At 47.0% G+C, this 20,766-nt stretch carries 23 protein-coding genes; 19 read left to right on the top strand and 4 right to left on the bottom strand.

Annotated elements, in window-relative coordinates:
- Window positions 1-54 precede the first annotated feature (54 nt).
- The 17 genes from fliF (at window position 55) to AB8881_10935 (ending at window position 15,251) form a co-directional block, all read left to right on the top strand.
- The gene (fliF, locus tag AB8881_10855; GenBank protein ID XDZ63035.1) at window positions 55-1,773 is read left to right on the top strand and encodes a flagellar basal-body MS-ring/collar protein FliF; all 1,719 of its coding nucleotides are present in this window, start codon (window positions 55-57) and stop codon (window positions 1,771-1,773) included.
- 33 nt (window positions 1,774-1,806) lie between these two features.
- Window positions 1,807-2,853 (top strand): flagellar motor switch protein FliG, encoded by a 1,047-nt coding sequence (gene fliG, locus AB8881_10860; protein ID XDZ63036.1) that lies wholly within the window; start codon window positions 1,807-1,809, stop codon window positions 2,851-2,853.
- A 23-nt stretch (window positions 2,854-2,876) separates the two neighbouring features.
- A complete protein-coding gene (locus tag AB8881_10865; GenBank protein XDZ63037.1) occupies window positions 2,877-4,037 on the top strand; it encodes a hypothetical protein in 1,161 nt (386 codons plus the stop codon).
- Window positions 4,034-5,371 (top strand): FliI/YscN family ATPase, encoded by a 1,338-nt coding sequence (locus AB8881_10870; protein ID XDZ63038.1) that lies wholly within the window; start codon window positions 4,034-4,036, stop codon window positions 5,369-5,371. The genes AB8881_10865 and AB8881_10870 overlap by 4 nt, the downstream gene beginning before the upstream one ends.
- 47 nt (window positions 5,372-5,418) lie before the next feature.
- Complete coding sequence (locus AB8881_10875; GenBank protein ID XDZ63039.1) at window positions 5,419-5,787, top strand: hypothetical protein; 369 nt, start codon at window positions 5,419-5,421, stop codon at window positions 5,785-5,787.
- A gap of 151 nt (window positions 5,788-5,938) precedes the next feature.
- Entirely contained in the window at window positions 5,939-7,405 is a 1,467-nt protein-coding gene (locus AB8881_10880) for a flagellar hook-length control protein FliK (protein XDZ63040.1), read from the top strand.
- A 54-nt stretch (window positions 7,406-7,459) separates the two neighbouring features.
- Window positions 7,460-8,041, top strand: coding sequence for a flagellar basal body-associated protein FliL (gene fliL, locus AB8881_10885; protein XDZ63041.1), 582 nt, complete (start codon window positions 7,460-7,462; stop codon window positions 8,039-8,041).
- A gap of 34 nt (window positions 8,042-8,075) precedes the next feature.
- The gene (fliM, locus tag AB8881_10890; protein ID XDZ63042.1) at window positions 8,076-9,038 is read left to right on the top strand and encodes a flagellar motor switch protein FliM; all 963 of its coding nucleotides are present in this window, start codon (window positions 8,076-8,078) and stop codon (window positions 9,036-9,038) included.
- Between the two features lie 51 nt (window positions 9,039-9,089).
- Complete coding sequence (gene fliN, locus AB8881_10895; protein ID XDZ63043.1) at window positions 9,090-9,437, top strand: flagellar motor switch protein FliN; 348 nt, start codon at window positions 9,090-9,092, stop codon at window positions 9,435-9,437.
- A gap of 196 nt (window positions 9,438-9,633) precedes the next feature.
- A complete protein-coding gene (locus AB8881_10900; GenBank protein ID XDZ63044.1) occupies window positions 9,634-10,113 on the top strand; it encodes a hypothetical protein in 480 nt (159 codons plus the stop codon).
- Between the two features lie 79 nt (window positions 10,114-10,192).
- Window positions 10,193-10,921 (top strand): flagellar type III secretion system pore protein FliP, encoded by a 729-nt coding sequence (gene fliP / locus AB8881_10905; protein ID XDZ64555.1) that lies wholly within the window; start codon window positions 10,193-10,195, stop codon window positions 10,919-10,921.
- A 26-nt stretch (window positions 10,922-10,947) separates the two neighbouring features.
- Window positions 10,948-11,214: a flagellar biosynthesis protein FliQ gene (fliQ, locus tag AB8881_10910; protein ID XDZ63045.1), complete on the top strand. Its 267-nt coding sequence runs from the start codon at window positions 10,948-10,950 to the stop codon at window positions 11,212-11,214.
- 4 nt (window positions 11,215-11,218) lie between these two features.
- Window positions 11,219-12,049 carry a flagellar biosynthetic protein FliR gene (gene fliR, locus AB8881_10915; GenBank protein ID XDZ63046.1) on the top strand — a complete coding sequence of 277 codons (831 nt, stop codon included), beginning with the start codon at window positions 11,219-11,221 and terminating at the stop codon, window positions 12,047-12,049.
- Window positions 12,042-13,217: a flagellar biosynthesis protein FlhB gene (locus tag AB8881_10920; protein ID XDZ63047.1), complete on the top strand. Its 1,176-nt coding sequence runs from the start codon at window positions 12,042-12,044 to the stop codon at window positions 13,215-13,217. The genes fliR and AB8881_10920 overlap by 8 nt, the downstream gene beginning before the upstream one ends.
- A complete protein-coding gene (locus AB8881_10925; protein XDZ63048.1) occupies window positions 13,207-13,416 on the top strand; it encodes a hypothetical protein in 210 nt (69 codons plus the stop codon). The genes AB8881_10920 and AB8881_10925 overlap by 11 nt, the downstream gene beginning before the upstream one ends.
- Before the next feature lie 220 nt (window positions 13,417-13,636).
- On the top strand, window positions 13,637-14,374 hold the full coding sequence (locus tag AB8881_10930) for a hypothetical protein (GenBank protein ID XDZ63049.1): 738 nt from the start codon (window positions 13,637-13,639) through the stop codon (window positions 14,372-14,374).
- A 58-nt stretch (window positions 14,375-14,432) separates the two neighbouring features.
- Window positions 14,433-15,251: a hypothetical protein gene (locus AB8881_10935; GenBank protein ID XDZ63050.1), complete on the top strand. Its 819-nt coding sequence runs from the start codon at window positions 14,433-14,435 to the stop codon at window positions 15,249-15,251.
- Window positions 15,252-15,595: 344 nt separating this feature from the next.
- Here AB8881_10935 and AB8881_10940 read toward each other — a convergent pair whose 3' ends face one another.
- Both AB8881_10940 and AB8881_10945 read right to left on the bottom strand, forming a co-directional pair.
- Window positions 15,596-16,738 carry a flagellar motor protein MotB gene (locus tag AB8881_10940; GenBank protein ID XDZ63051.1) on the bottom strand — a complete coding sequence of 381 codons (1,143 nt, stop codon included), beginning with the start codon at window positions 16,736-16,738 and terminating at the stop codon, window positions 15,596-15,598.
- Between the two features lie 52 nt (window positions 16,739-16,790).
- Entirely contained in the window at window positions 16,791-17,552 is a 762-nt protein-coding gene (locus tag AB8881_10945; GenBank protein ID XDZ63052.1) for a motility protein A, read from the bottom strand.
- Between the two features lie 209 nt (window positions 17,553-17,761).
- Here AB8881_10945 and AB8881_10950 point away from each other — a divergent pair, with 209 nt between their 5' ends.
- Window positions 17,762-18,334 carry a DUF1566 domain-containing protein gene (locus tag AB8881_10950; protein XDZ63053.1) on the top strand — a complete coding sequence of 191 codons (573 nt, stop codon included), beginning with the start codon at window positions 17,762-17,764 and terminating at the stop codon, window positions 18,332-18,334.
- Here the strand turns inward: AB8881_10950 and AB8881_10955 are convergent.
- Entirely contained in the window at window positions 18,331-18,564 is a 234-nt protein-coding gene (locus AB8881_10955) for a hypothetical protein (protein XDZ63054.1), read from the bottom strand. The genes AB8881_10950 and AB8881_10955 overlap by 4 nt on opposite strands.
- Before the next feature lie 258 nt (window positions 18,565-18,822).
- Between AB8881_10955 and rpoN the strand changes: the two genes are divergently transcribed.
- Complete coding sequence (rpoN, locus tag AB8881_10960; protein XDZ63055.1) at window positions 18,823-20,313, top strand: RNA polymerase factor sigma-54; 1,491 nt, start codon at window positions 18,823-18,825, stop codon at window positions 20,311-20,313.
- Between the two features lie 102 nt (window positions 20,314-20,415).
- On the opposite strand, the gene AB8881_10965 is transcribed toward rpoN, so the two are convergent.
- A complete protein-coding gene (locus AB8881_10965; protein XDZ63056.1) occupies window positions 20,416-20,646 on the bottom strand; it encodes a hypothetical protein in 231 nt (76 codons plus the stop codon).
- Between the last annotated feature and the right edge of the window lie 120 nt (window positions 20,647-20,766).

The following is a 20,766-nucleotide window of genomic DNA, read 5'->3' on the forward strand; positions in this document are numbered from 1 at the left end:
ACAGTATTTGATGAATTAAGAGATCAACAAAAATAAATTTCAGGACATAAAAACATGGCCGATGCAGTTGTAAATCAAAGTCGCGAAATGGTTACTAATGACTCGGGCGTTTTTGCGCAGGCGGGAACATTAGCTGCGCAAGTAAGTCGGATGTATAATCAGCCAGCATTTCAACGCTCGCTGCCGACTATTGTTGCTTTGGCTGTGGCGGTTCTTGGTCTTGGCGCTTATCTGTGGATGCAGCAGCCGACCCGAACCACACTTTATGCGGGCCTTCCAGAGGCAGAGAAGTCTAGGGTCATAGATGCGTTACGCAATTCTGGGGTGAGTGTGACGCTTGATCCCGTGACTGGCGATGTTCTGGTGCCTACCGAAAATTATCACAGTTCCCGAATGACATTAGCCGCGCAAGGGCTTCCAGCGTCAGCTGCAACGGGTTACGAACAGTTGGACTCAATTCAGATGGGCTCGAGCCGCTCAGTCGAGGCTGCCCGGTTAAAACAATCGCAGGAGTTGGAGCTGGCAAGGTCAATCAGCGAGATTGATTTAGTGCTCAGTGCGCGAGTGCATCTGGCGCTTCCTGATAAGGAGGTCTTTGTTCGTCAGCAAGCAGAGCCAACAGCGTCTGTGTTTTTGCAGCTTGCAAGAGGGCGTAGCCTTGGCCGTTCAAAAGTTGAGGCGATCACGCATCTGGTATCAGCCTCAGTCCCAAATTTATCGAAAGAAAATGTATCTGTTGTTGATCAGAATGGCAATTTGCTCTCAAGCATCAATGGTGGTGTTGAAGGCCGTTTATCTGATGCGCAACTTGAACATCGCATCCGCTTGGAGGATATTTATCGGTCGCGCATCACATCACTGCTATCGCCAATTGTTGGGGCAGGCAACATAAATGCTCAGATCAATTTAGATATTGATTTTACTAGAAGCGAAATTACCGAAGAAATCGTTGATCCAAATGGAAATGCGCTCCGGAGCGAGCAAAGCACGTCTGATAAAACAATGGCAGCGCAGGCAAAAGGCATTCCAGGTGCGGTTGCTAACACACCGCCAGCACCGGCTGATTTAAATACGCAAAGATCGGCGACTGGGGCAAATGATGAATTGCGATCACAATCATCAAGCGAAGTAAAAAACTATGAGGTTAGCCGTACCGTATCCAGCACGGTGAACCCGACAAACATAATTCGGAAGATTAATGCAGCGGTACTAGTGCGTGAGCGAACTATCATGGATCCAGAGACTGGACTGCCAACAACGCAAAAAATGACTGAAGGTGAATTGCTCCAAATTGAAAAACTGGTTGCTGATGCGATTGGCATCAATAAAGAACGTGGGGACAGCCTAACAGTGTCAAGTGCGCCCTTTATGACTGAATTATCTGAGGGTGTCGAAATCCAGTGGTTTGAGCAGCCCTATATGCGGTCTATTATCAACCAGGCCGGTCTAGTGCTGATCCTCGCGATTGTCATTCTAGGCGTTGTCCGCCCACTACTGAACCGTATTTTGATCCCAATCTCGGTTCCAGGCATGCATGGAGCTGCTGGCTCGGAAGATGAAATTGATATTGACCAAATTGAGGTTAGTGAAGGTGAAAGCCTTGAAGACATCAAGGCGAAGCTGAAGCCGAAGAAGGCCTCCATTTCGGCAGAAATGCTTGATACTGCAAACACCTATGATGACAAGGTCGCGGTAATCCGTATGATTGTTTCTGATGAAGCTGGCCGTGTCTCTAACGTCTTCAAATCAATGATGTCGCGCGATATTGGCTAGTGGGTAATATTTTGAAAGTGAAGGGTGATTAATATGGCTGCTGCAGCAGAAGAACAAGCGCCAAAAAAGGGTGAGTCAACTTTTGATACGCTAACAGGCACACAAAAATCGGCTATATTGATGATGCTGATTGGTGAAGATGAAGCCTCAGAAATCCTTCGCAATCTGTCACCCCGTGAGGTACAGCATTTGGGAACGGCAATGTATTCAGTTCAGGGGCTTGATCAGGAAACAGTCAATCTTGTTCTTGACGAGTTTCTGGCAATTATTAAAGCGCAAACAAGCCTGGGCATGGGTGCCGGTAACTACATTCGGAACGTTATGACCAAAGCGCTCGGTGAAGATAAATCACAATCAGTTCTGAGCCGAATTGCCCCCTCAACTAGCGCCAGACCGATTGAAATTCTTGACTGGATGGATGCGCGCTCTATTGCGGAATTGATTTCGGACGAGCACCCCCAAATTGTTGCGCTGGTGGTCTCTTATCTTGATGCTGGTCAAGCTGCAGATGTGTTGGGACTCTTACCTGAAAATATGCAGGCAGAAGTTATTCGCCGGATCGCAACCTTAAAAACAGTTGGGCCTGATGCGCTTCGTGAGCTTGAGGATGTGATGCAGCGAAAATTCAAGGCAAATACGTCGCTTCGTGCAACTCAGGTTGGCGGAATTGATGCTGCAGCGCGGATTATGAACTTTACTCAGCAGGCAATGGAAGGCCGAATTATGAAAGATATCGCCAAAGGCGATAAGGGTCTTATGCTGGCTATTCAAGAGAGCATGTTTGTCTTTGATACGCTAATAATGTCAGATGATAAATCATTGCAAACATTGCTGCGTTCAGTTGATACAGACCTTCTGATTCTGGCGTTGAAGGGTGCAGATGAGCCGCTTCAAGAAAAGCTGTTCTCTTGTATGTCAAAACGTGCAGCGGCAAATATCATGGATGAGATGGAGGCCCTTGGTCCGGTCCGCTTAACCGAAGTGCAAGCGGCACAAAAAGAAATCATCAATGTTGCACGACGCCTGTCGGATGAGGGCAGCATTGTTCTTGCTGGCCGTGGGGGGGATGATTTTGTCTAGACTGGCAATAGGGTGTTGGTGATATGATCAATGCGGTCAATCAAATTGTTGAGGAGCAAAGCGGCCCACTTGCTGAAAGTGAGGTTGCGCAACTTTTGTCTGTACTGCGAAATGCTGAATTCAAGCGCTCAGATACGCGGAATACCAAAAAAGATACTAGCTTTAAACCAAGAAGTTTATTTGAAATTGCGTCTGCAGCGCAGGCGCGTGAGGTTGGCAAAAGACCGACTGAAGTGACGGCTGATCAGGTCGCTAATGCAACAGATCTAAAAGATGGAATAATAGAAGATATTGAGCAGGGCGATACGAAAAATGAGGGTATCGGCGATCCTGGCGAAGGTAACTTGGAGAATTCTCTCTCTGCTGGCTTTGAAGCGAAAGATGATTTGTCTAGCCCAGAAAATGCCGAGGTGTTTGATGGGGCAGGTAAGGGTGATGCAAGGCTCGAGCCGCTGGCCCTGCAAGACGGAGCGTCAAACGCGCTGACATCAGAGGCTGAGATAAGCCAAAACCAGGAAACGGTCATTGCCGAAGATTTGGAAGGCGGAAAGGTTGCGGCAGGATTTGAGACAGCAAGTGAAGCTTTTGAGCGAGGCAAGGCTGAAGGCGTTGCTGAAGGGAGACAGGCAGCGATTGCTGAAAACAAAGCCGCTGCAGAAGTAGCGGCTAAGGCAGAATTGGCTGAAAAAGTTAGTGTCTTTGGGCAAACACTCGCATCTTTATTAAAGCCACAAGCCATGCAAGCTGAAGCTTTGACGAAATCAATTCACGCGGCAATTTTAAAATTAGCAAGCGAACGTGCTGGCAAGGAGATTGATAATTTGCCAGATGTTTTTGCAAATAGGATTGATGCTCTCGTCAGCGCTATCGGAAAAAAAATAAATGAAGGTCAGGTTCAGCTCAATGCAGACGATTACAGTGTAATGACGGCTTATTTCGCGAATACCACATATAATTTTGTGGTCAACTCGGATTTGATGCGTGGTGATGTTGTGTTGCGATTTGATGGCATTGAGCTTGCTGACATCGCTGAAAACCGGATTGGTAGCAATTACGTATCCGAGGGAACCAGTGAGTCTGTTCCAGTACAGATAGCTTTAGAAGACACAAATGGAAATTCCGATTTTATGGCGGAGCCTGATCTTGATATCGCGCCAGATTCTGGAGATCAGCAAGACTCATGAATGGGGCTTTAGAACAAATTATATCTGATATAGATGCGCTAACACTTGAAAAGCCGCTTCAGCTTTCTGGATGTGTCAGCCGGTTTGATGGACATATTATTGAGTGTGATGGTTTTCCTGCAACAATCGGAACTATCTGCCAAGTTGTTACCCAAAAGGGCAAAACAACTAATGCTGAGGTAATCGGGTTCAAGGACAACAATAATCTTCTGTCAGTGCATGATCACAATGCACAGATCACTGTTGGTGCAAAGGTAACGCTCAGCGATGATGGGCATTTGATCAAGGTCGGGCCGGAGCTGCTTGGTCGTGCAATTGATGCACTTGGTCATGCGCTTGACGATGGGCCGCCGATGCGGCTCTACGATAGCTGGCCGTTAAATGGCAAAAAGACTAACCCTCTGGCACGTCGTCCGGTGAATAAACAGCTCGATGTGGGGGTGAGGGTTATCAACAGCCTTTTGTCGGTTGGGCAGGGACAACGTATTGGCATTATTGCAGGGTCAGGTGTTGGCAAATCCGTTCTTTTGGGCATGATGACAAAATTCACCGAGGCGGATGTTGTCGTTGTTGGTCTGATTGGTGAGCGTGCACGTGAAGTGGCCAGTTTTGCGGCCGAAGTGTTAAATGGCTCATCTCGTGACCGCACCGTAATTGTTGCTGAGCCAGCTGATCGGTCGCCCTTGCTTCGAATACGCGGAGCAAACCGAGCCACTGCAATTGCTGAATATTTCCGGTCGAAGGGCAAGAATGTTTTGTTGATAATGGACTCAATAACAAGGGTTGCACATGCGCGACGTGAAATTGGGTTAGCTCTTGGTGAGCAGCCAACATCAAAAGGCTATCCACCATCGGTTGTTTCAATGATACCGGCTTTGATTGAACGTACTGGAACAGGTACGGGCCAGGAAGGGTCAATTACTGGTTTTTACACTGTATTGGCGGATGGTGATGATGCCAATGATCCAGTTGTTGATACAGCCCGTGCAATTCTTGATGGGCATATCCTTTTGTCACGGGAGCAGACGCAAATGGGCATTTATCCGGCGGTTGATGTGCCAGCATCTGTGAGCCGAGTGATGAGTGAAATTGCAAGCCCAATCCAACTTCAAGCAGCGCAATATTTTCGTCGATTGGTCTCGCTTTACATGGAAAATCGGGACCTAATTTTGATGGGTGGCTATGCGCCTGGCCAAGATCAGGATCTTGATTTGGCCGTACAATTATGGCCAAAACTCATGGCTCATATTCAGCAGCCTTTTGATCAAAGCGCATCTGTAGAAATTAGCATTAAAGCATTGACAGATCTGTTTAATTTACAGGCAGAGATATGAACCGCCGAATTTCGACCTTGCATCGCCTTGCCCTTAAGGAACGCGTCTTGATCAATAGACAAATGCGAGGCCTCGGCGTTCTGAATAGTGAGTTTCAACGAATTGACGAGATGCGGAAGAAGCTGAGTGAAATGGCGGGTGAACATGCGCATGACAACGGTGAACAAGTCATGTCGACATTTCGTATCGCTGCTCAGTTAAATCACCAAATCCGAGACCAGCTTGAAATGGCAAATAACCGCTGCGATCATCTAGCGCAAGAATTGCAGACTATGCGTTATAGAATTGCTCAAGCTGACCGCCGCCGCGAAAAATCCACCAAAAAGGCAGATGCGCTGAGGGCTCGGGAACTTAATGACCGCGACGCAAAACGTGAAGATGCAGAGGCATCGCGACGGCGCTCCAAGCTACAATAAAAACGCCAAATATCAAAAAAATGGCATCTGAATTGCATCATTGACTGAGAAATTGTCAATCTGATCTACAAAAGCGGTTAGCGGAAATATGCCAAAAATAGTGCCAAAACCCTCACAAAGCCCAGGATCTGGACCTAAACGGCCTGTGCCAATGCCAGCAGAAAAAACGGGCCATGATTTGCTGTTTGCAGCGTTGTTTGATGGCGCAAACGCTAATGTTGCCGGTAATGATATAGTTGTTGGCCCAGCTGCATTTTCTGGAAGTTTTGTGACTCATTTGCAAAATCAAGGCGATGATAATACGCAACCGCAAGAAGATTTGCTTGCAATGATAGCAGCACTGCAGGCGCCAGGGACGTTTTCTCATAAAAAGACTGACAAACAAAATCAGGAGACCGATAAAGAGGTCACATCTGATCAAGCTAGCTCTTTGATGGACGAGGAAAATCCCGATGGCTTGGCGAATATGGTAGTGGCAATGCCATCTAGTCCAGAGGGTTTTACCGAAATGGAAAAAGTCGATACCCACAGTGGTGAGAAAGCGAGCCTGATGCCAGCAAAAATGGCTTTTGAAGATAGAAAATCATCAGGTCTTCTGGGTACAAAAGGCTTTGCTTCTGAGGCTGGACAAACAACTACAGAGAAAATGCGGTCAATAAGTGAGAGGTCTTTCGCTCATGATAGTAGCAATTCGGCGTCTGCGAATACTAAGCTTGAGGGTGCGCCGGCAGTTTCAAACGAGAGGGTGTTAAACAGTAAAACAAAGCCACCGATGGTGAAATCCATCAATACCAAGCCGATAGTCAACAAAGCCAATATGGCAGTAGTTGAACCTATCACTGAAGAAGAAAGCAACACTAAAAATGTTGTCAAAGCTTTTGATGACTCTCGAGAACAGATGATCGGCAAAAAAGATAAAAATCTCACTACTGTCGCAAGCTTGAAACGGGCGATGCTGTCAGAAAGTAATATGGCGGCGGGTGACAAGGTGCCGCCGCGCGCAGCAAGTGGCCAAAATGTGCATGAGATGGGGCAACCGATGAAAGCTGTTTTAGCGATGCTTGATAATGCCTCTGGACCTGGTAGCCAGGCGCAAACAGGTGGTCAAAGTGGCGGCAATTCAGGTGGTCAAACAGGATCTATGACAGGAGGTGGGCTGCTTAATAATCTCAATATGCTTCAAACACTTGATATGGCAAAAAGTAACTGGAGTGAAATGCTGTTACAACGTGTACAAAGGGCGCTAGCTGGTGCCAAAGAGCATTTGGATTTTCAGTTAAGTCCCCGCAACCTTGGAAAAATGCGCGTTAGTATTGCGATACAGAATGATCGCACAAATATCCAGATTCAAACTGAAACATCGGCTGCAGCCTCTATGTTGAGCGATGCTGAGGGGCGTCTGGCACAAATGCTTGAAGCATCGGGCCTTCGCCTTGGTAGCCTAAGTTCGGGTCAGTCGCAGAGTTTTGGCGGGAACACGTCGGGCGGGCAGGCCGACCAGCAAGGTCAGGCAAAGTTAGCCTCGAAAGCGAGACCGGATAAAACTGAAAAAGATGGCTTGTCTGATACGGAAATAACTTCAGAGCTTTCAGAAAATTTGATAAATATTCAAGCCTAGTACATCAGTTGGTACTGATGTGTCAGGCAGGGACGTCCATTGGAGGATTAGTCTATGGCAGATGAAGAGAATAACCAGCCTAAAAAGAGTCGCGGAATTTTAAAAATTCTGGGGTTTGTCTTCGGTGGGCTGTTGCTTGTTGGGGCAGGTCTTGGTACCGGGTTTTTCTTGTTTGGCAGCGACCAACCAGATCCGTCCGAGGAAATCGAACAGATCATTGAACGGAAAATGGTTGAGGCTGAGGAGAAGAAAGCGGCTGATGAGAAAGCAGTTGAGGGAGAATCCAAGGTTGCCAAGGAAACCCCTGAAGTTAAAACTTTCATGACAACCTATTTTGAGTTCCCGGGTACTTTTACAACTAACCTCATGAATTCTCGGAAATTTCTGCAGGTTGGCCTAGGCGTCTCTACCCAATATGATGACAAAGTGATGAGTAATGTTGAAGCGCATCAATTAGCACTTCGCTCGGAGATTTTGAATGCGATGAGCGAATTTTCAGAAACTGACATTCAAGGCAAGAATGGTCGTGAACAGTTGGCGAAGGCGTTAACTGCTAGCATAAACGAAAAATTGATTGCACTTGAAGATTTTGGTGGCGTAAGTGAAGTCCACTTTACGTCTTTTGTGTTGCAGTAACATTAATAATTTAATCGGGAAATTTTGGTAAGGCATGTCGTCACGTAAATTATCAAGTGAAGAAGTCGAAGCATTGATGGACGGGTTGAAAGCCTCGTCTCATAATGTGCATGCTGATGTTTCTGGCTCTGCCGAAGTGCGTTCGTTCCAATTTGGCGAAGATGATTTGTCATTAATGGGCGACTACTATGCTTTGAGGCTTATTAATGAGAGGTTTGCGCGTATCGCACGTAGCGTATTCCTACCGATGTTAAGAGTTCAACCCCGCATTTCACCATTTCCTCCCGAGGTTAAAACTTTTGATGAATATTGCGAGAGCATTAGTAGCTTTATGAATTTGAATATTTCAAGGATGGAGGAATTACGAGGGCCGATGCTGTTATCTATTAGCCCTAAATTCATTTCGACCCTCACCGCCTCATATTACGGTGGATCAATCGTTCAAGCAGATCAAAAACGTACAGAATTCACCAGCACAGAAGAGCGCGTGATCGAGATTGTTCACCGGGGCTTGTGTGAAGCCCTAACCAATTCTTGGGTTGATTTGATGCCCATAAGAATCTCGAATCAAGGTCGTGAAGTTAACCCTCAATTCGCCTCATTTGTTGATGGAAATGAACTGGTCATTATTTGTTCTTTCCTTGTCCAATTGCCACAAACGGATGCAGTTAATTTTGATGTTGTATACCCCTTGCAAACTTTAAAACCTATCGCATCACAGCTTCGGTCTCGTGTCCAATCTGAAACTGGAGATGATGATGTTACCTGGCGCGAGAAAATGGAGCGCGCTATTTTGAATATTCCACTAAATATCACTGCGCTTCTTGGTGAGCCTGTCATGTCAATGGGGCAATTAATTCGCTTAAAAACTGGTGATGTTGTTCCTATCCAGATTAATGACGGCATTGAAGTTCGAGTCGAAGACAATCCGATCTTTTTAGCCGAAATCGGTGAAGTGTCGGGGCAGGTGGCAGTAAGCCTGTCAAGGCGGATTTAAATAATTTCTATCTGATGGCCGGCAAGCTGGCAAAAGAAAAGGAAAAGCATAATGGCAGACGAAACTGAAAATCAGGCAGCCGGTACTGAAACAGATGCAAAGGGCCCTGATACAGGCGCAACAAGCGCGGCAAAGGTGACTGCTGAGAACTTGCGTGTCCTCGAAAATGTTGAAGTGCAAATGACGGTCGAGGTTGGCAATACTGAAATTAAGATCCGTGATCTGCTGCGTCTGAATGAAGGTGCAGTAATTGAGCTTGATCGGCTCGCTGGTGATCCATTAGACATACTGGTCAATGGAACAATGATCGCCAAAGGTGAGATTGTTATGGTCGGCGAGAGATTTGGTGTGCGCTTTACCGAGATTGTTGATCCCGAAAAGCGGGTTGAAAATCTTTAGTGGCAAGCCTGCCCCACAGAGCCCAAATGTGTCTAACTTTTGACGCTTGATAGGGCATTGTCCTACAGCTTCCATTTAAATTTTTAATTTAAAGACAATGTATTCAGCCTCTTAATGATTAATTAAGGGGCTGTTCTTCGCTGTGGCATATATTTTGCCTTCTCTGTTATTAGGATGGTCCTGACGGAGTTCGGCTATGTACACGAATATTATTGGCACACAGCAAATTGTCATCACTGCTGCCTTTTTGGGGATGATGGTGTTGTTATTGGTCATTTTGCGAAAGAAAAGCAATGTGATCCGCGCCGGATTAAAAGCTGGGAAACGCATTAATGTGGTTGAGGAAACTGCGGTCAGCCCAAGTGAGAGGTTAAGGCTAGTAGTAATCGACTCCAAAGAATTCATTATGGTTTCGGCTAAGGGCCATGCGCCCAGTTTGATGCCGCTTAAGGCTGGTGATACTGGACCGGATATGAGAGAAAGCCAGTGCGATGATGCTGATGCTAAGATGGAGGCTGCGATCCGTGATGCCATGCAAGCGCACGCAGCGGCCACAGTATTTGATGGAACCCGAGAAGACCCCCAAAAAGCCCAGACCAGCCAGTCAGCTATTGATGACCCCCAGGCCTTTGCCAAAAAATTTCAAAGCTGGAGGCAGCAGAATGCAGGACGCTAACCAAATGAGGTTTGGCATCAGCGGATTGCTTTGTGCTCTTGTCAGTACTGCTATTTTTATCGTTTCGAATGGTGAGGCGATGGCGCAGGATGCAGCCAGCAGCCTTGCCAGTAACATGGCTGGCCTTGGCGCTGGCTTACCTGCGCTGATATCCAGCAATGCCGCAGATGGCAGCACATCTTATTCATTGTCATTGCAAATCCTCGCGCTTATGACGGCGATGACAGTTTTGCCTTCACTAGTGCTCGGTATGACTTCGTTCACCCGGATTATTATTGTGTTGTCTATTCTGCGCCAAGCGATGGGTACACAGCAAACACCCCCTAATCAGGTCCTAATTGCGATTGCGTTGTTCCTGACTTTTTTCATTATGTCGCCAACTCTGACTAATATTTATGAAACCGCTGCCGAACCGTATTTAAGTGGCAATGTTAGTGCTGAAAGTGCTTTGTCGTCAGCGAGTGGCGATATGAAAGAATTTATGGTTAAGAATACCCGTAAGGATGATTTGAATATGTTTATGGATCTAGCGGCAAAAGGCGCAGTTGAGACGCCAAAGGATGTTCCTTTGACGGTGTTGTTGCCGGCTTTTATTACCTCTGAGTTAAAGACAGCTTTTCAGATTGGCTTTCTATTATTTTTGCCATTTCTGGTGATTGATATGGTGGTGGCGTCTGTGCTCATGTCACTTGGTATGATGATGCTCAGTCCAATGTTAGTGGCATTACCGTTTAAATTACTTTTGTTCGTTCTAGTTGATGGCTGGAGCATGACAGTGGGTTCGCTTGTTGCGACCTATGTTGTTTAGCCTCTTTCAGTAGAAGGGTGCCGATTATGGGCTTTGATATGAATGTCGAATTTTTGCGGATGGCATTTTGGCAGATCGTTATGGTTGCTGGCCCAGTTTTGTTGGTCGCGCTTGCGATTGGTCTTTTCATTGGCATCATACAGGCGGCTACATCAATCAATGAGCAAACTCTCAGCTTTGTACCAAAACTTGTGGTGGTTTTGATTACCTTTGGATTATTGGCTAATCTGATGATGGTACAGTTAAGTGACTATTTTCATTTCATTTTTGAACAGGTCGCACAGGTAGGATAAATGAATGAGTGAGCTGGCATTGTCAAATTTGGGTGGTGTAGGCCCGCTGCCAGGTCTTAGCTTGCAATTTTTGATGGAGCTTCTTGCTGGATTATTTCTGGCAAGTTTACGCATTGGTGCCTTTTTGATCGCTTCGCCCTTTTTTGGAGGTAGTTCGGTTCCCTTGCAAGTCCGGATTATTATGGCAGTGCTTCTTGGGGTTGCTGTGGTTAATAATGTTGTGGTTCCGGACTGGCAAAGCTTTAACGCACTTACAGGCATTCGGGTGGTCTTAACCGAACTGGCCATCGGCATTGCATCTGGTCTGATTCTGACCATCTGGTTTTCAGCTGCGCTCCTTGCTGGTGAAAAAATTGCTAGTTCGGCTGGTCTTGGATTTGCAGCCCAGATTGATCCCGACTCGGGTGGACAAACGCCCGTAGTCAGCAAAACATTCTCATTGTTCCTTACGGTAATTTTTTTGTCATGGAACGGGCACCTGCTGGTGTTAAGGGCGGTTGCTGACTCGTATGAATATTTACCGGTTGGCGCGATGCCTGCTTTTCCAGTTTTGGTCCAAGGCGGGATTGCGGCGGCTGGTTCAATGTTTTTTGCTGCAACGATTATCATGCTGCCGTTGACTGCCTTTTTGCTCGCAATCAATCTGGCGATCGGTGTTATTACTCGATCAGCCCCGCAGCTTAATCTGTTTTCATTTGGTTTCCCAATCAGCATGCTGGGCATTTTTGTACTGCTCTATCTTTGGGTTGATGTATTGGGTGACGCGATGGATGATCTTTCCCGTTCGGCAATCGAAAATGTTCAATTTATTCTGGGGGCGATAATCAATGGCTGAAGAAGGTGATGACAGCCAAGAAAAGACTGAGGACCCCTCCCAACGAAAGCTCGAGAAAGCCGCAGAGGAGGGGCGGGTTCTTACCTCGAAGGATATGTTTGTCTTTACTGGCCTCTTTGGTGCTTTGCTAATGATGCTAGCGGTACCGGGCATTATTGAGCCGGTGCTTGGCAAGTGGGGAGCATTGCTAAGACTTGAGCGTGGAGCTGATTTGGATGCCCTAATCAGCCAGCGCATTACTGAGGGGATCAAAATGATCCTTATCACCGGCGTTGTTATCGGTGTTCCATTGATGGCTGTGGTAATCCTAACACAAGCAGCTGTTGCCGGTAATTTGAATTTCGCACCCAAGGCAATGGCGTTTAAGGGTAACCGTATAAATATCTTAAAAGGCTTGCAACGGATGGTGTCGATAAAGGCACTGGTCGAGCTCGGCAAGGCGTCACTAAAGGTTGTTCTGCTTTTTAGCATCGCGATTGGCATTCTTTATATGCAGGCTCCAAAGATTCTGAAGTTACCCTATCGATCACTTGGGGAAGCAGTGGCATCCGCAGGAACTATGTTTCCAGCAGTGCTCGGCGGGCTTTTATTAATGCTGGCAGTGATCGCACTTCTTGATTTTCTCTGGCAACGCCATACCCATATCAAGTCGTTGAAAATGTCCAAGCAGGATCAAAAAGATGAATATAAACAGACTGAAGGCTCGCCTGAAGTGAAAGCGAAAATCCGACGTATGCAGATGGAGAACTCTGCTAATGCTGCACGCCAGCAAGCTGCCTTGGATGATGTTTCTTCGGCTACTGCCATCATAACAAACCCGACCCATTTTGCCGTGGCACTGAAATATGAAGTTGGTAGCATTGAAGCTCCAAAAATTCTGGCTATGGGGCGAGGGAAGATTGCTGAGATGATTATCGATCGCGGTAAAGATGCCAATATCACAATTTTTCGCAGTGCGTTACTGGCGCGTGCGTTATACTTTAGTGGCGAGATTGGAAAAGAAATACCTGAGATGCTTTATCAGGCTGTGGCGGTAATCTTGGCCTATATCTACCGCATTGACCGGGGTGAAGACCTTGAGCGTCCGGAGATTGAGTTGCCTGACGATATGCGCTTTGATGAATTTGGTAAGCCGCTGGTCAATCGGGCAGGAGGATATGATGCGTAAAAACCGATCAATCGGTGAAATGATAAGTACCGTTACGTTTTCTGGCGTCGCCGCCTATCTGTTGATTTATAGTCTAGGCCTTTTTGAGGCGGGCGAGGCAATGCGCGGTACGATAGGTTTGCTGGCAGCGGCGTGTTGCGCGCTTGGCGGGTTGCGGTTTGTTATTGCAAACTTTGTCGCGATGTGGCGCAAAAACTAATGGCTAAAGAGCGTGATTATTTGGTTCGTTGTCATGGCTGTGCGCATTATTTCGTGACCTATGACAGGCATCGCCCGTACGGCTGTGCTAAGTTTGGCTTTAAGACCAAAAGCTTGCCATCGCAGGTGGTAATCGAAACAACTGGCATGCAATGTGCATATCGGACAGAACGTCCGGTCGCCAAAAACGGCCGTGTAGCAGAAAACCAGAGGAAAATCTGATGGCAGGCGAACTTAATTCAGTCCAGGAAAGTATCAAACTTGCATTGGACGCCGCAGATGCGGCAACTGATGTGACATCAGAGTATAGTCAAGTTAAACGCGAACACAAAAAGTTGGAAAGTAAAGTGTCACAGATTCACCGTTACACCACCATAACCTTTGTCAGCGCTATCTCAGCAGCAGTTATAGCGCTAGCCTTTTCGGCGACCTTGTATTTTAAGTCTATTTCTGAACTAACATTAATGACTTCAACCAACCGTCAAGGTTTGATTGTGTTTTCTGAGAATATTGAAAAATTAAATACCGTTCTGGCTGAACTACAGGTGTCACTGACCAAACAGGAGGAGTTGCTTAAATTAAATCGCGAGTCAACTTCGCAAATCGCTGAATTAAAGAAAGTTATAGCGGATGGTAACGCCAGCATCGTTGCACAATTGCAAAAAACTGGCGACGAGATGAATGGCGCGACTATGACAGTTGGCGATGACCTTAAAACGGCAATGGAAGCCCAGAACAAACTTGTTGCTAGCGGCTTTAAGGTAAATTTGACTAGCCTTGAATCGTCTGTGATGAAGTCAATCGAAGCGATCGACAAAAAGATTGCGAGTAACACGGCACTACAGAATGTGGCGGCTACTCAAGCAAAAACTAAAAAAGAGCTTGAAGCATTGAAACTGCAAACAAAAGAAATTCGTAAACTTCTTGAGACGCAGCAAAATCGCATTACATTTCCATAAGATGTTGACGCAACGCCAGCGGTTCTGTGAAGGGAGCGGCTAAGTAACGGAGACCACGGTGGCTGAATTTGATCAAGACCACGCAAATGCAGATGAGAAAGATTCTGACGGGGCCACCGCTCAAACTGCAGTAAAGACGCTTTTTGTGATGATCAAGTCGTTACCTAGGATCGCGCACGGGCGCGATCTTCGGCTTCGCGAGGGTGATATCATTGTTGCCATTGATGGCGAACTAAATGAACTCGACATTGACGCTTTCCGCGGACTTTGCGAGCAAGCTAAAGAAGATGCGGAGCCCTTACTGCTGACGATTTGTCGTGGTGACGTCATTTATGATGTTCTGATCGAAGGCAGGCTTGGCGCTGAGTTGGAATATGCTAATGCTGAGGCGTCAGTTGCCGCGCAAACATTGTTGACCAAACATCATATCGGCCCAAAGGATCATTATCGGAATTATGAGGCGTTGCGCGACATTCGCCGCCATGTGGTGCTTTATGATACCGCTTATTCTGCGATCGCCACTTTAGCGCCGCCAATTTGGCTATTACAACATCGCGCGTGGGAACCGATGGCGGCAGTTATTGCCGCCTATGCGACCTCTGCAGTCGTGCATTGGGGCGTCTTTGTTGCAACAGCAATTCTAATGGCGATCTATTTTCACCGCATTCAATTCCGTCTGATAAGAAACTATAGCCTGTTCACGGAACATTATTTTTGGCATGTATGCGCAGCTAGATCCGCCGCTGAGGCACAACTGGTTTGCCGCCAGCTAGATCCTTACTGCTATTTTGACTTTAGTCATGTTGGGCCGCCCGCCGTGGCTAAAAATGAGCAGCAACCTCGACAAAAGAAACAAAATGCCGCCAAGCCAGTATGAAGTTTTTACCAGGCTGTAAAAAGTCAACTATATAACGAATATACGTGCACGAAGCTGATATAATTTGTTTTAAAGTCGTGTCCGTTTTATGTCGCTTCTTTTTGAGTCGTATCTCTTTTTGTCACGAAGTGGGCATGCTGCTGCCGAGTAAAGGGTACCAGCCCCAGCTGGATTAGGTCTGTCAAGAGTTTAGTTATCATTTCATCAAAAACACACGGCTGCGGCTATTTTGATTAGGCGTGCCATGTACCAATGATACCCTCCCGCATTGCTGATGGCTCAAGATAGCGAGCCATTATAAACTTCTAAACATTTGGGTTTTAGAAACGCAGTCAGGTAAGGGATTAGTAGTTAATTTCGATCTCAATACGACGGTTTTTCGCGCGGCCTTCTGCGGTGTCGTTAGGCTCGACCGGACGTGACTCGCCGTAACTGATGGCCTCGAGCCGCTCTTCTGAAATTGTACCGTTAGCGGCAAATGCCTGGACAACACTGGCTGAGCGTGCAGCCGCAAGATCCCAGTTGTCGCGATAGTTTGATCCAAAAATCAGTGGAACATCGTCCGTATGGCCCGAAACTTTAATCTCGCTATTACCGGTGGCATTTACCTCCGCGATGCGGTTCATAATCTCGATCGCTTCAGGTGTGAGGTTGGCCGATCCAGACGCAAAAGCACCGCCAGCGCCAACGGTGATGATCACCTTATCGTCTTCACGCTGGACATCGACAAGCCCCTGACCAATCTCCTGCCGCAGGGCGACTTTTAATTCATCCTCGGCAATTTGTGCTTTTTTGTTGGACTCAGCTTTGGCCTCAGCCGCTTCTTTGGTGCTTTTGGCTGCGGCGCTAGCGGCGGCTGCAAGTTGGGCCAATTGACCCTCGATGCCGCCAAACAGCACATCCTGCTCTGACTTGCCAGTTGCAGATTTGGCCTTTTCGATAGCGTTCAGGGTTTCTTGCAATAGTTGTGGCAGATCTTTTTGTTCAGCCTCGGTTGGCGTGAAATTCACCACAACATTCTCGCCAAGCGTTTCGACCGTAATATCCCCACGCGAAACGGCCTCTTGCAGTGCCTTTACCAGGTCATCGGCATCGCTTTGCTTTTCTCCATTACCGTCGCTGTCTTTGGTTTTGGTCTGGGACTCAAGCTCAGGCTTGGTCGTTTCAGTTGTTTGCTGGGTCATCTCATCGGTGACAGATTTTGCCGGTGAGGGGCTGAAATTCAGTGAGAGAACAGTTGTGCCTTTCGGCTGTTCTACAATCGGAACAATCTTCTGCACACCAAAGGCGTTTTTCAATGAACCTGAAATCTGCTTGAATTTTGGTACATTAAATTCGGCAAATGACAAGATCAGAACGAAAAAGGCCATCAACAGGGTCGCCATATCGGCAAAGGTAGCCATCCATGCTGGCGCGCCAACTGGCGGGCATTTAGGACATTCCTCTTCCTGTTCTTCGATGACTTCGTTTTCGTCTTGCTCAGCCATTGTTCTACCCTTGTGCGGAAATAATCATGCGAGTTGCTGCTGGCTTCTACCGTTAGGCGGCCTCGAGCTTGGCTTGCATCTTAGGTGGAAGATTGGCGACCATCTGATCTTGAATGTTGCGTGGTGACTCGCCGCGGGCAATGTTACGCAAACCGATTACGACAAGATCACGATAAATCAGTTCATAAGCTGTATAGCCCTCTAATTTTACTAGCATTGGCATAAACAACACATTGGCAATGAACGCCCCATAAAGCGTGGTCAACAAAGCCACCGCCATCGCCGGGCCAATCGCTTTTGGGTCGGCCATGTTGCCAAGCATAAGCACCAGACCAATCAGAGTACCAATCATGCCCATTGCCGGCGCAATATCAATCCAGCCCTTAACGACGCCCTGATTTGCCTCATGCCGGCTTTTCATCGCCTTGATCTCCTGATTAAGCTGCGTAACCAATTTGCCTTCATCGGCGCCATCAACAAGCATCTGCAGTCCTTTTTGAAAGAATTTATCCGGCACATCTTGGCCCTCAAGAGCCATCATGCCATCTTTGCGAGCAATCGCTGCGAGCTCGGACATTCTTTCGACAAGTTGGTCCATTTTTTTAATAGGAGGCAGAAATGCTTTGGCCATCACAGCAAAACTGCCAAGAAATGTTGGCAACGGAGCGGTGTACATCACGGCAAAAAAGGTGCCACCAAATACGATAAGGATAGAGGGGACGTCGATGAAAGGACCAATGCCGCCACCTGATATCATGGCACCCAAAATCATGCCAACAGCGCCAATGAGTCCGATAATAGAAGCTATATCCATTGTAAAACCGCTCTTTTCCTGACTTTGCTCTTAAATCTGACCGTTCAACTAAGCAAAAACGATACCAATGCAACTATGCGGCATGATTTTTACAGGAAAAACAAAAAATATTAGAATCTGGATATATTTAAATCTGATTTGGCGCAAGATATGCTTATTCTTGGCTATAATTAGAGACATGCATTAATTTTTGACCTAGGGAGATCAGAATGCGGCAGATGCGGTTTTTTGCGTTTTTCCCAGCGATGACGCGCCGGTTTTTCATGGCTGGGTTAGCGCTGATTGTCGCTGAAGCTAGTCCGGTTGCGGCTCAGGATCTGATGCCTACAAGCGCTGCCCTAACAGATCCAGCGAAACAAGTGATCGTGAAATCAGGCAACTTCATGGTTCGAGATCATCTTGTGATTGATCTTCGAAACGGTGTTGAATGGATGCGCTGTTCTGTTGGCCAGGTTTGGAACGGCAGCAACTGCGAGGGAGAGGCCTTGCAGCTAACACAAGAAGATGCCGCCAAAGCTATCATCATTGCAAATGAGCAGCTGGGTCCGGGCTGGCGATTGCCTAGTCGTGCCGAGCTGGAAACGCTGGTATGCAGTGAATGTGCGCCGGTAAAAATCGAGCTTGATAGCTTTCCTGACACGCTGGCCGAGCCTTATTGGACTGGCGAGATTAATGGATTTGCCCCACGTCATATCTGGACAGTTAATTTTATGACCGGTCACACATATGGACGGTTCTTCCCAACCCAAGAAGTTCTCGTTCGGCTGGTTCGCAATCGTTAGATAATTTTGTTAAACAGTTTCCAGCTGATCAGCTTGACCAGAAAGCCAAAAACGCCAAGGGCGATAATCGCAGTTGCAAACCAGGTTGGGGTCAGAAAATCTATGACCTCCAGCTTCTTACCGCCAACCAATGCTAAGATGACCAGCATGAATGTAAACATCACAAATGAGCGAATGATCCGGCAGCGATGGCATGGGCCTGATTTCACATCGGTTCGCGTTGACAGCATAAAAACCTGATCTTTTCTATAACGTGCGGGAATAAAACATCATCATATGCGTAGTTTTTCGAATGATCAATTGCGTTTTAAGTTAGTTTTTGCCTGTCTGAATTCTGACATGGTGAAAAAGCAATAAACTTGCCAAAAACCTAATTCATTGAAAATATTATATATATTTGTCGCATTCTTGACGAATATTCTCGTCAAATAGATATTTTGCAAATTGCGTGCCGTAACCTCAAAGTTTTTTTTTAGGAGGACGGGATTATGCAACTATCTCAGTCAGTAAAACTAAAGCAAAAACAGTCGCTGGTGATGACACCGCAGCTGCAGCAAGCAATCAAATTGCTGCAATTATCCAATTTGGAACTCAGTCAACATCTGCAAGAGCAGGTTGACGAGAACCCATTTTTGGAGCTTGGTAATAATGAAATTTCTGCTCAAACACCATCTGATACCCTTGCTGATTCTGAAAAAGCTACTGCGTTGGAGGCTGTTGACCATACCGATCTCACGGAGATGAAGGCAAGTGCCGCACTTCGAGAGGACCCGACCGAACATAGTGATTTTGAAAACAGGTTTGACCAATCAATTGTTGACGCGCCACGCAGTGGTAATTCAAACGCGCCGTTTGAGGGGGACTTTGACGCAATCAGCAATGTATCGTCAAAGGAAGGGTTCTATCCAGGGCTTTTCCGCCAGTTAAATCTTGCGATAGACGATCCTAAGCAGCGCTTGATTGCCGGTCATTTTGTAAATGCGCTGGAGCCAAGTGGCTGGATTGGGATGCTGGTTCAAGATGTGGCTGATGCCAGCGGTTGCAACCTTGACGAGGCCGAGGACGTCTTGGCTATTTTGCAGACCTTTGAGCCAACCGGGCTTTTTGCGCGCAATCTTGAGGATTGTTTGCGTCTGCAACTAATCGAGAAGGGCGCGATGACCGATGCATTTTCAACCTTGTTAGAAAATTTGGACCTGCTGGGTCGCGGTGAGGTGAAACGCCTTGCAAGGCTGATCAAAGGAACGACAGATGATGTCATGGATATGCTGGCAATTATCCGAACGTTAAACCCAAAGCCTGGCGAATTTTTAGGAATTGACCACCTTGAGATGCCAAGCCCAGACGTTATTGTAAAGCGGCGCTCAGACGGCTGGGCGGTTGAGCTGAACCGGTCAACCTTGCCAGCGATCGTTATTAATGAGGATTACGCCAATCTGGTTGCAACAAAAAAGATGGATGAGCAGGCGCAAAACTATTCGGCAACCGCCCTGAATAATGCCCGGTGGCTAAAGCGTGCGGTTGAACAGCGCAATTCAACGACCTTAAAAATCAGCGCTGAAATTATTCGTCAGCAAACTGATTTTTTGGAAAAGGGGCTGGATTATCTAAAGCCGTTATCATTGCGTGATGTGGCGCAGGCGGTCGGTATGCATGAAAGCACTGTCAGCCGTGTTACCACCGGCTTACTGATTGCAACGCCGCGCGGAGGAATGCCTCTTAAATCGTTCTTTAGTGTTAATATTGCATCGCGTGCGCCGTCAGGTGATGCGTCGGCAGCGGCGGTTCGTAATATGGTAAAGCGATTGATTATGCAGGAGACGCCGGGCAAGCCGTTAAGTGATGAAGCAATTTGTAAAATGATCGCGGATGAGGGGATTGATCTTGCCCGCCGGACAGTCGCTAAATACCGCGAAATGATGAATATTCCGTCATCGTCACAACGCAGGATGCAGGCACGTCTTGCAAATATTCGGTAGAGATTTAATTAGCGCTTTTATTTGACGCTCCCTGTGCTTGACCGTTAGCCAGATTTTGGGTGGCGATCTTGTCACAGGGGGCGCCTGTAAGAAGTGTGCTGGCTATTTTGTTGCGTGCGCCGCAACTAACGAACGTGTGATCAGATATTCTTCACTGGTTAGTGGCTGGTCACTCATAAATTTACCAAGCGGAACGATATGCTGGCTTTCCGGTTTGTCTTCCTGATCGAAATGAACGAACTCGATGCCAAGGTCTTTTGCGTCATGGCGTGTTTTCTTGGCAAAGGCCAACTCGGCCTCAGCAGTAAAAACTGGTTTTGTCTGGCGGCTCATTCCGGTTCTCCTCAAAGGTATTGCCAACACTATTTTTTGACAGTGCGTGCTGTTTCTATGGTAATGCATTTCGCATGCCATTTGGTGCAAGGGATGCATCTAAAGAATGGGAATAGGATT

The sequence above is a fragment of the Alphaproteobacteria bacterium LSUCC0396 genome (genome assembly GCA_041228345.1).
GTDB lineage: Bacteria > Pseudomonadota > Alphaproteobacteria > Puniceispirillales > Puniceispirillaceae > UBA3439.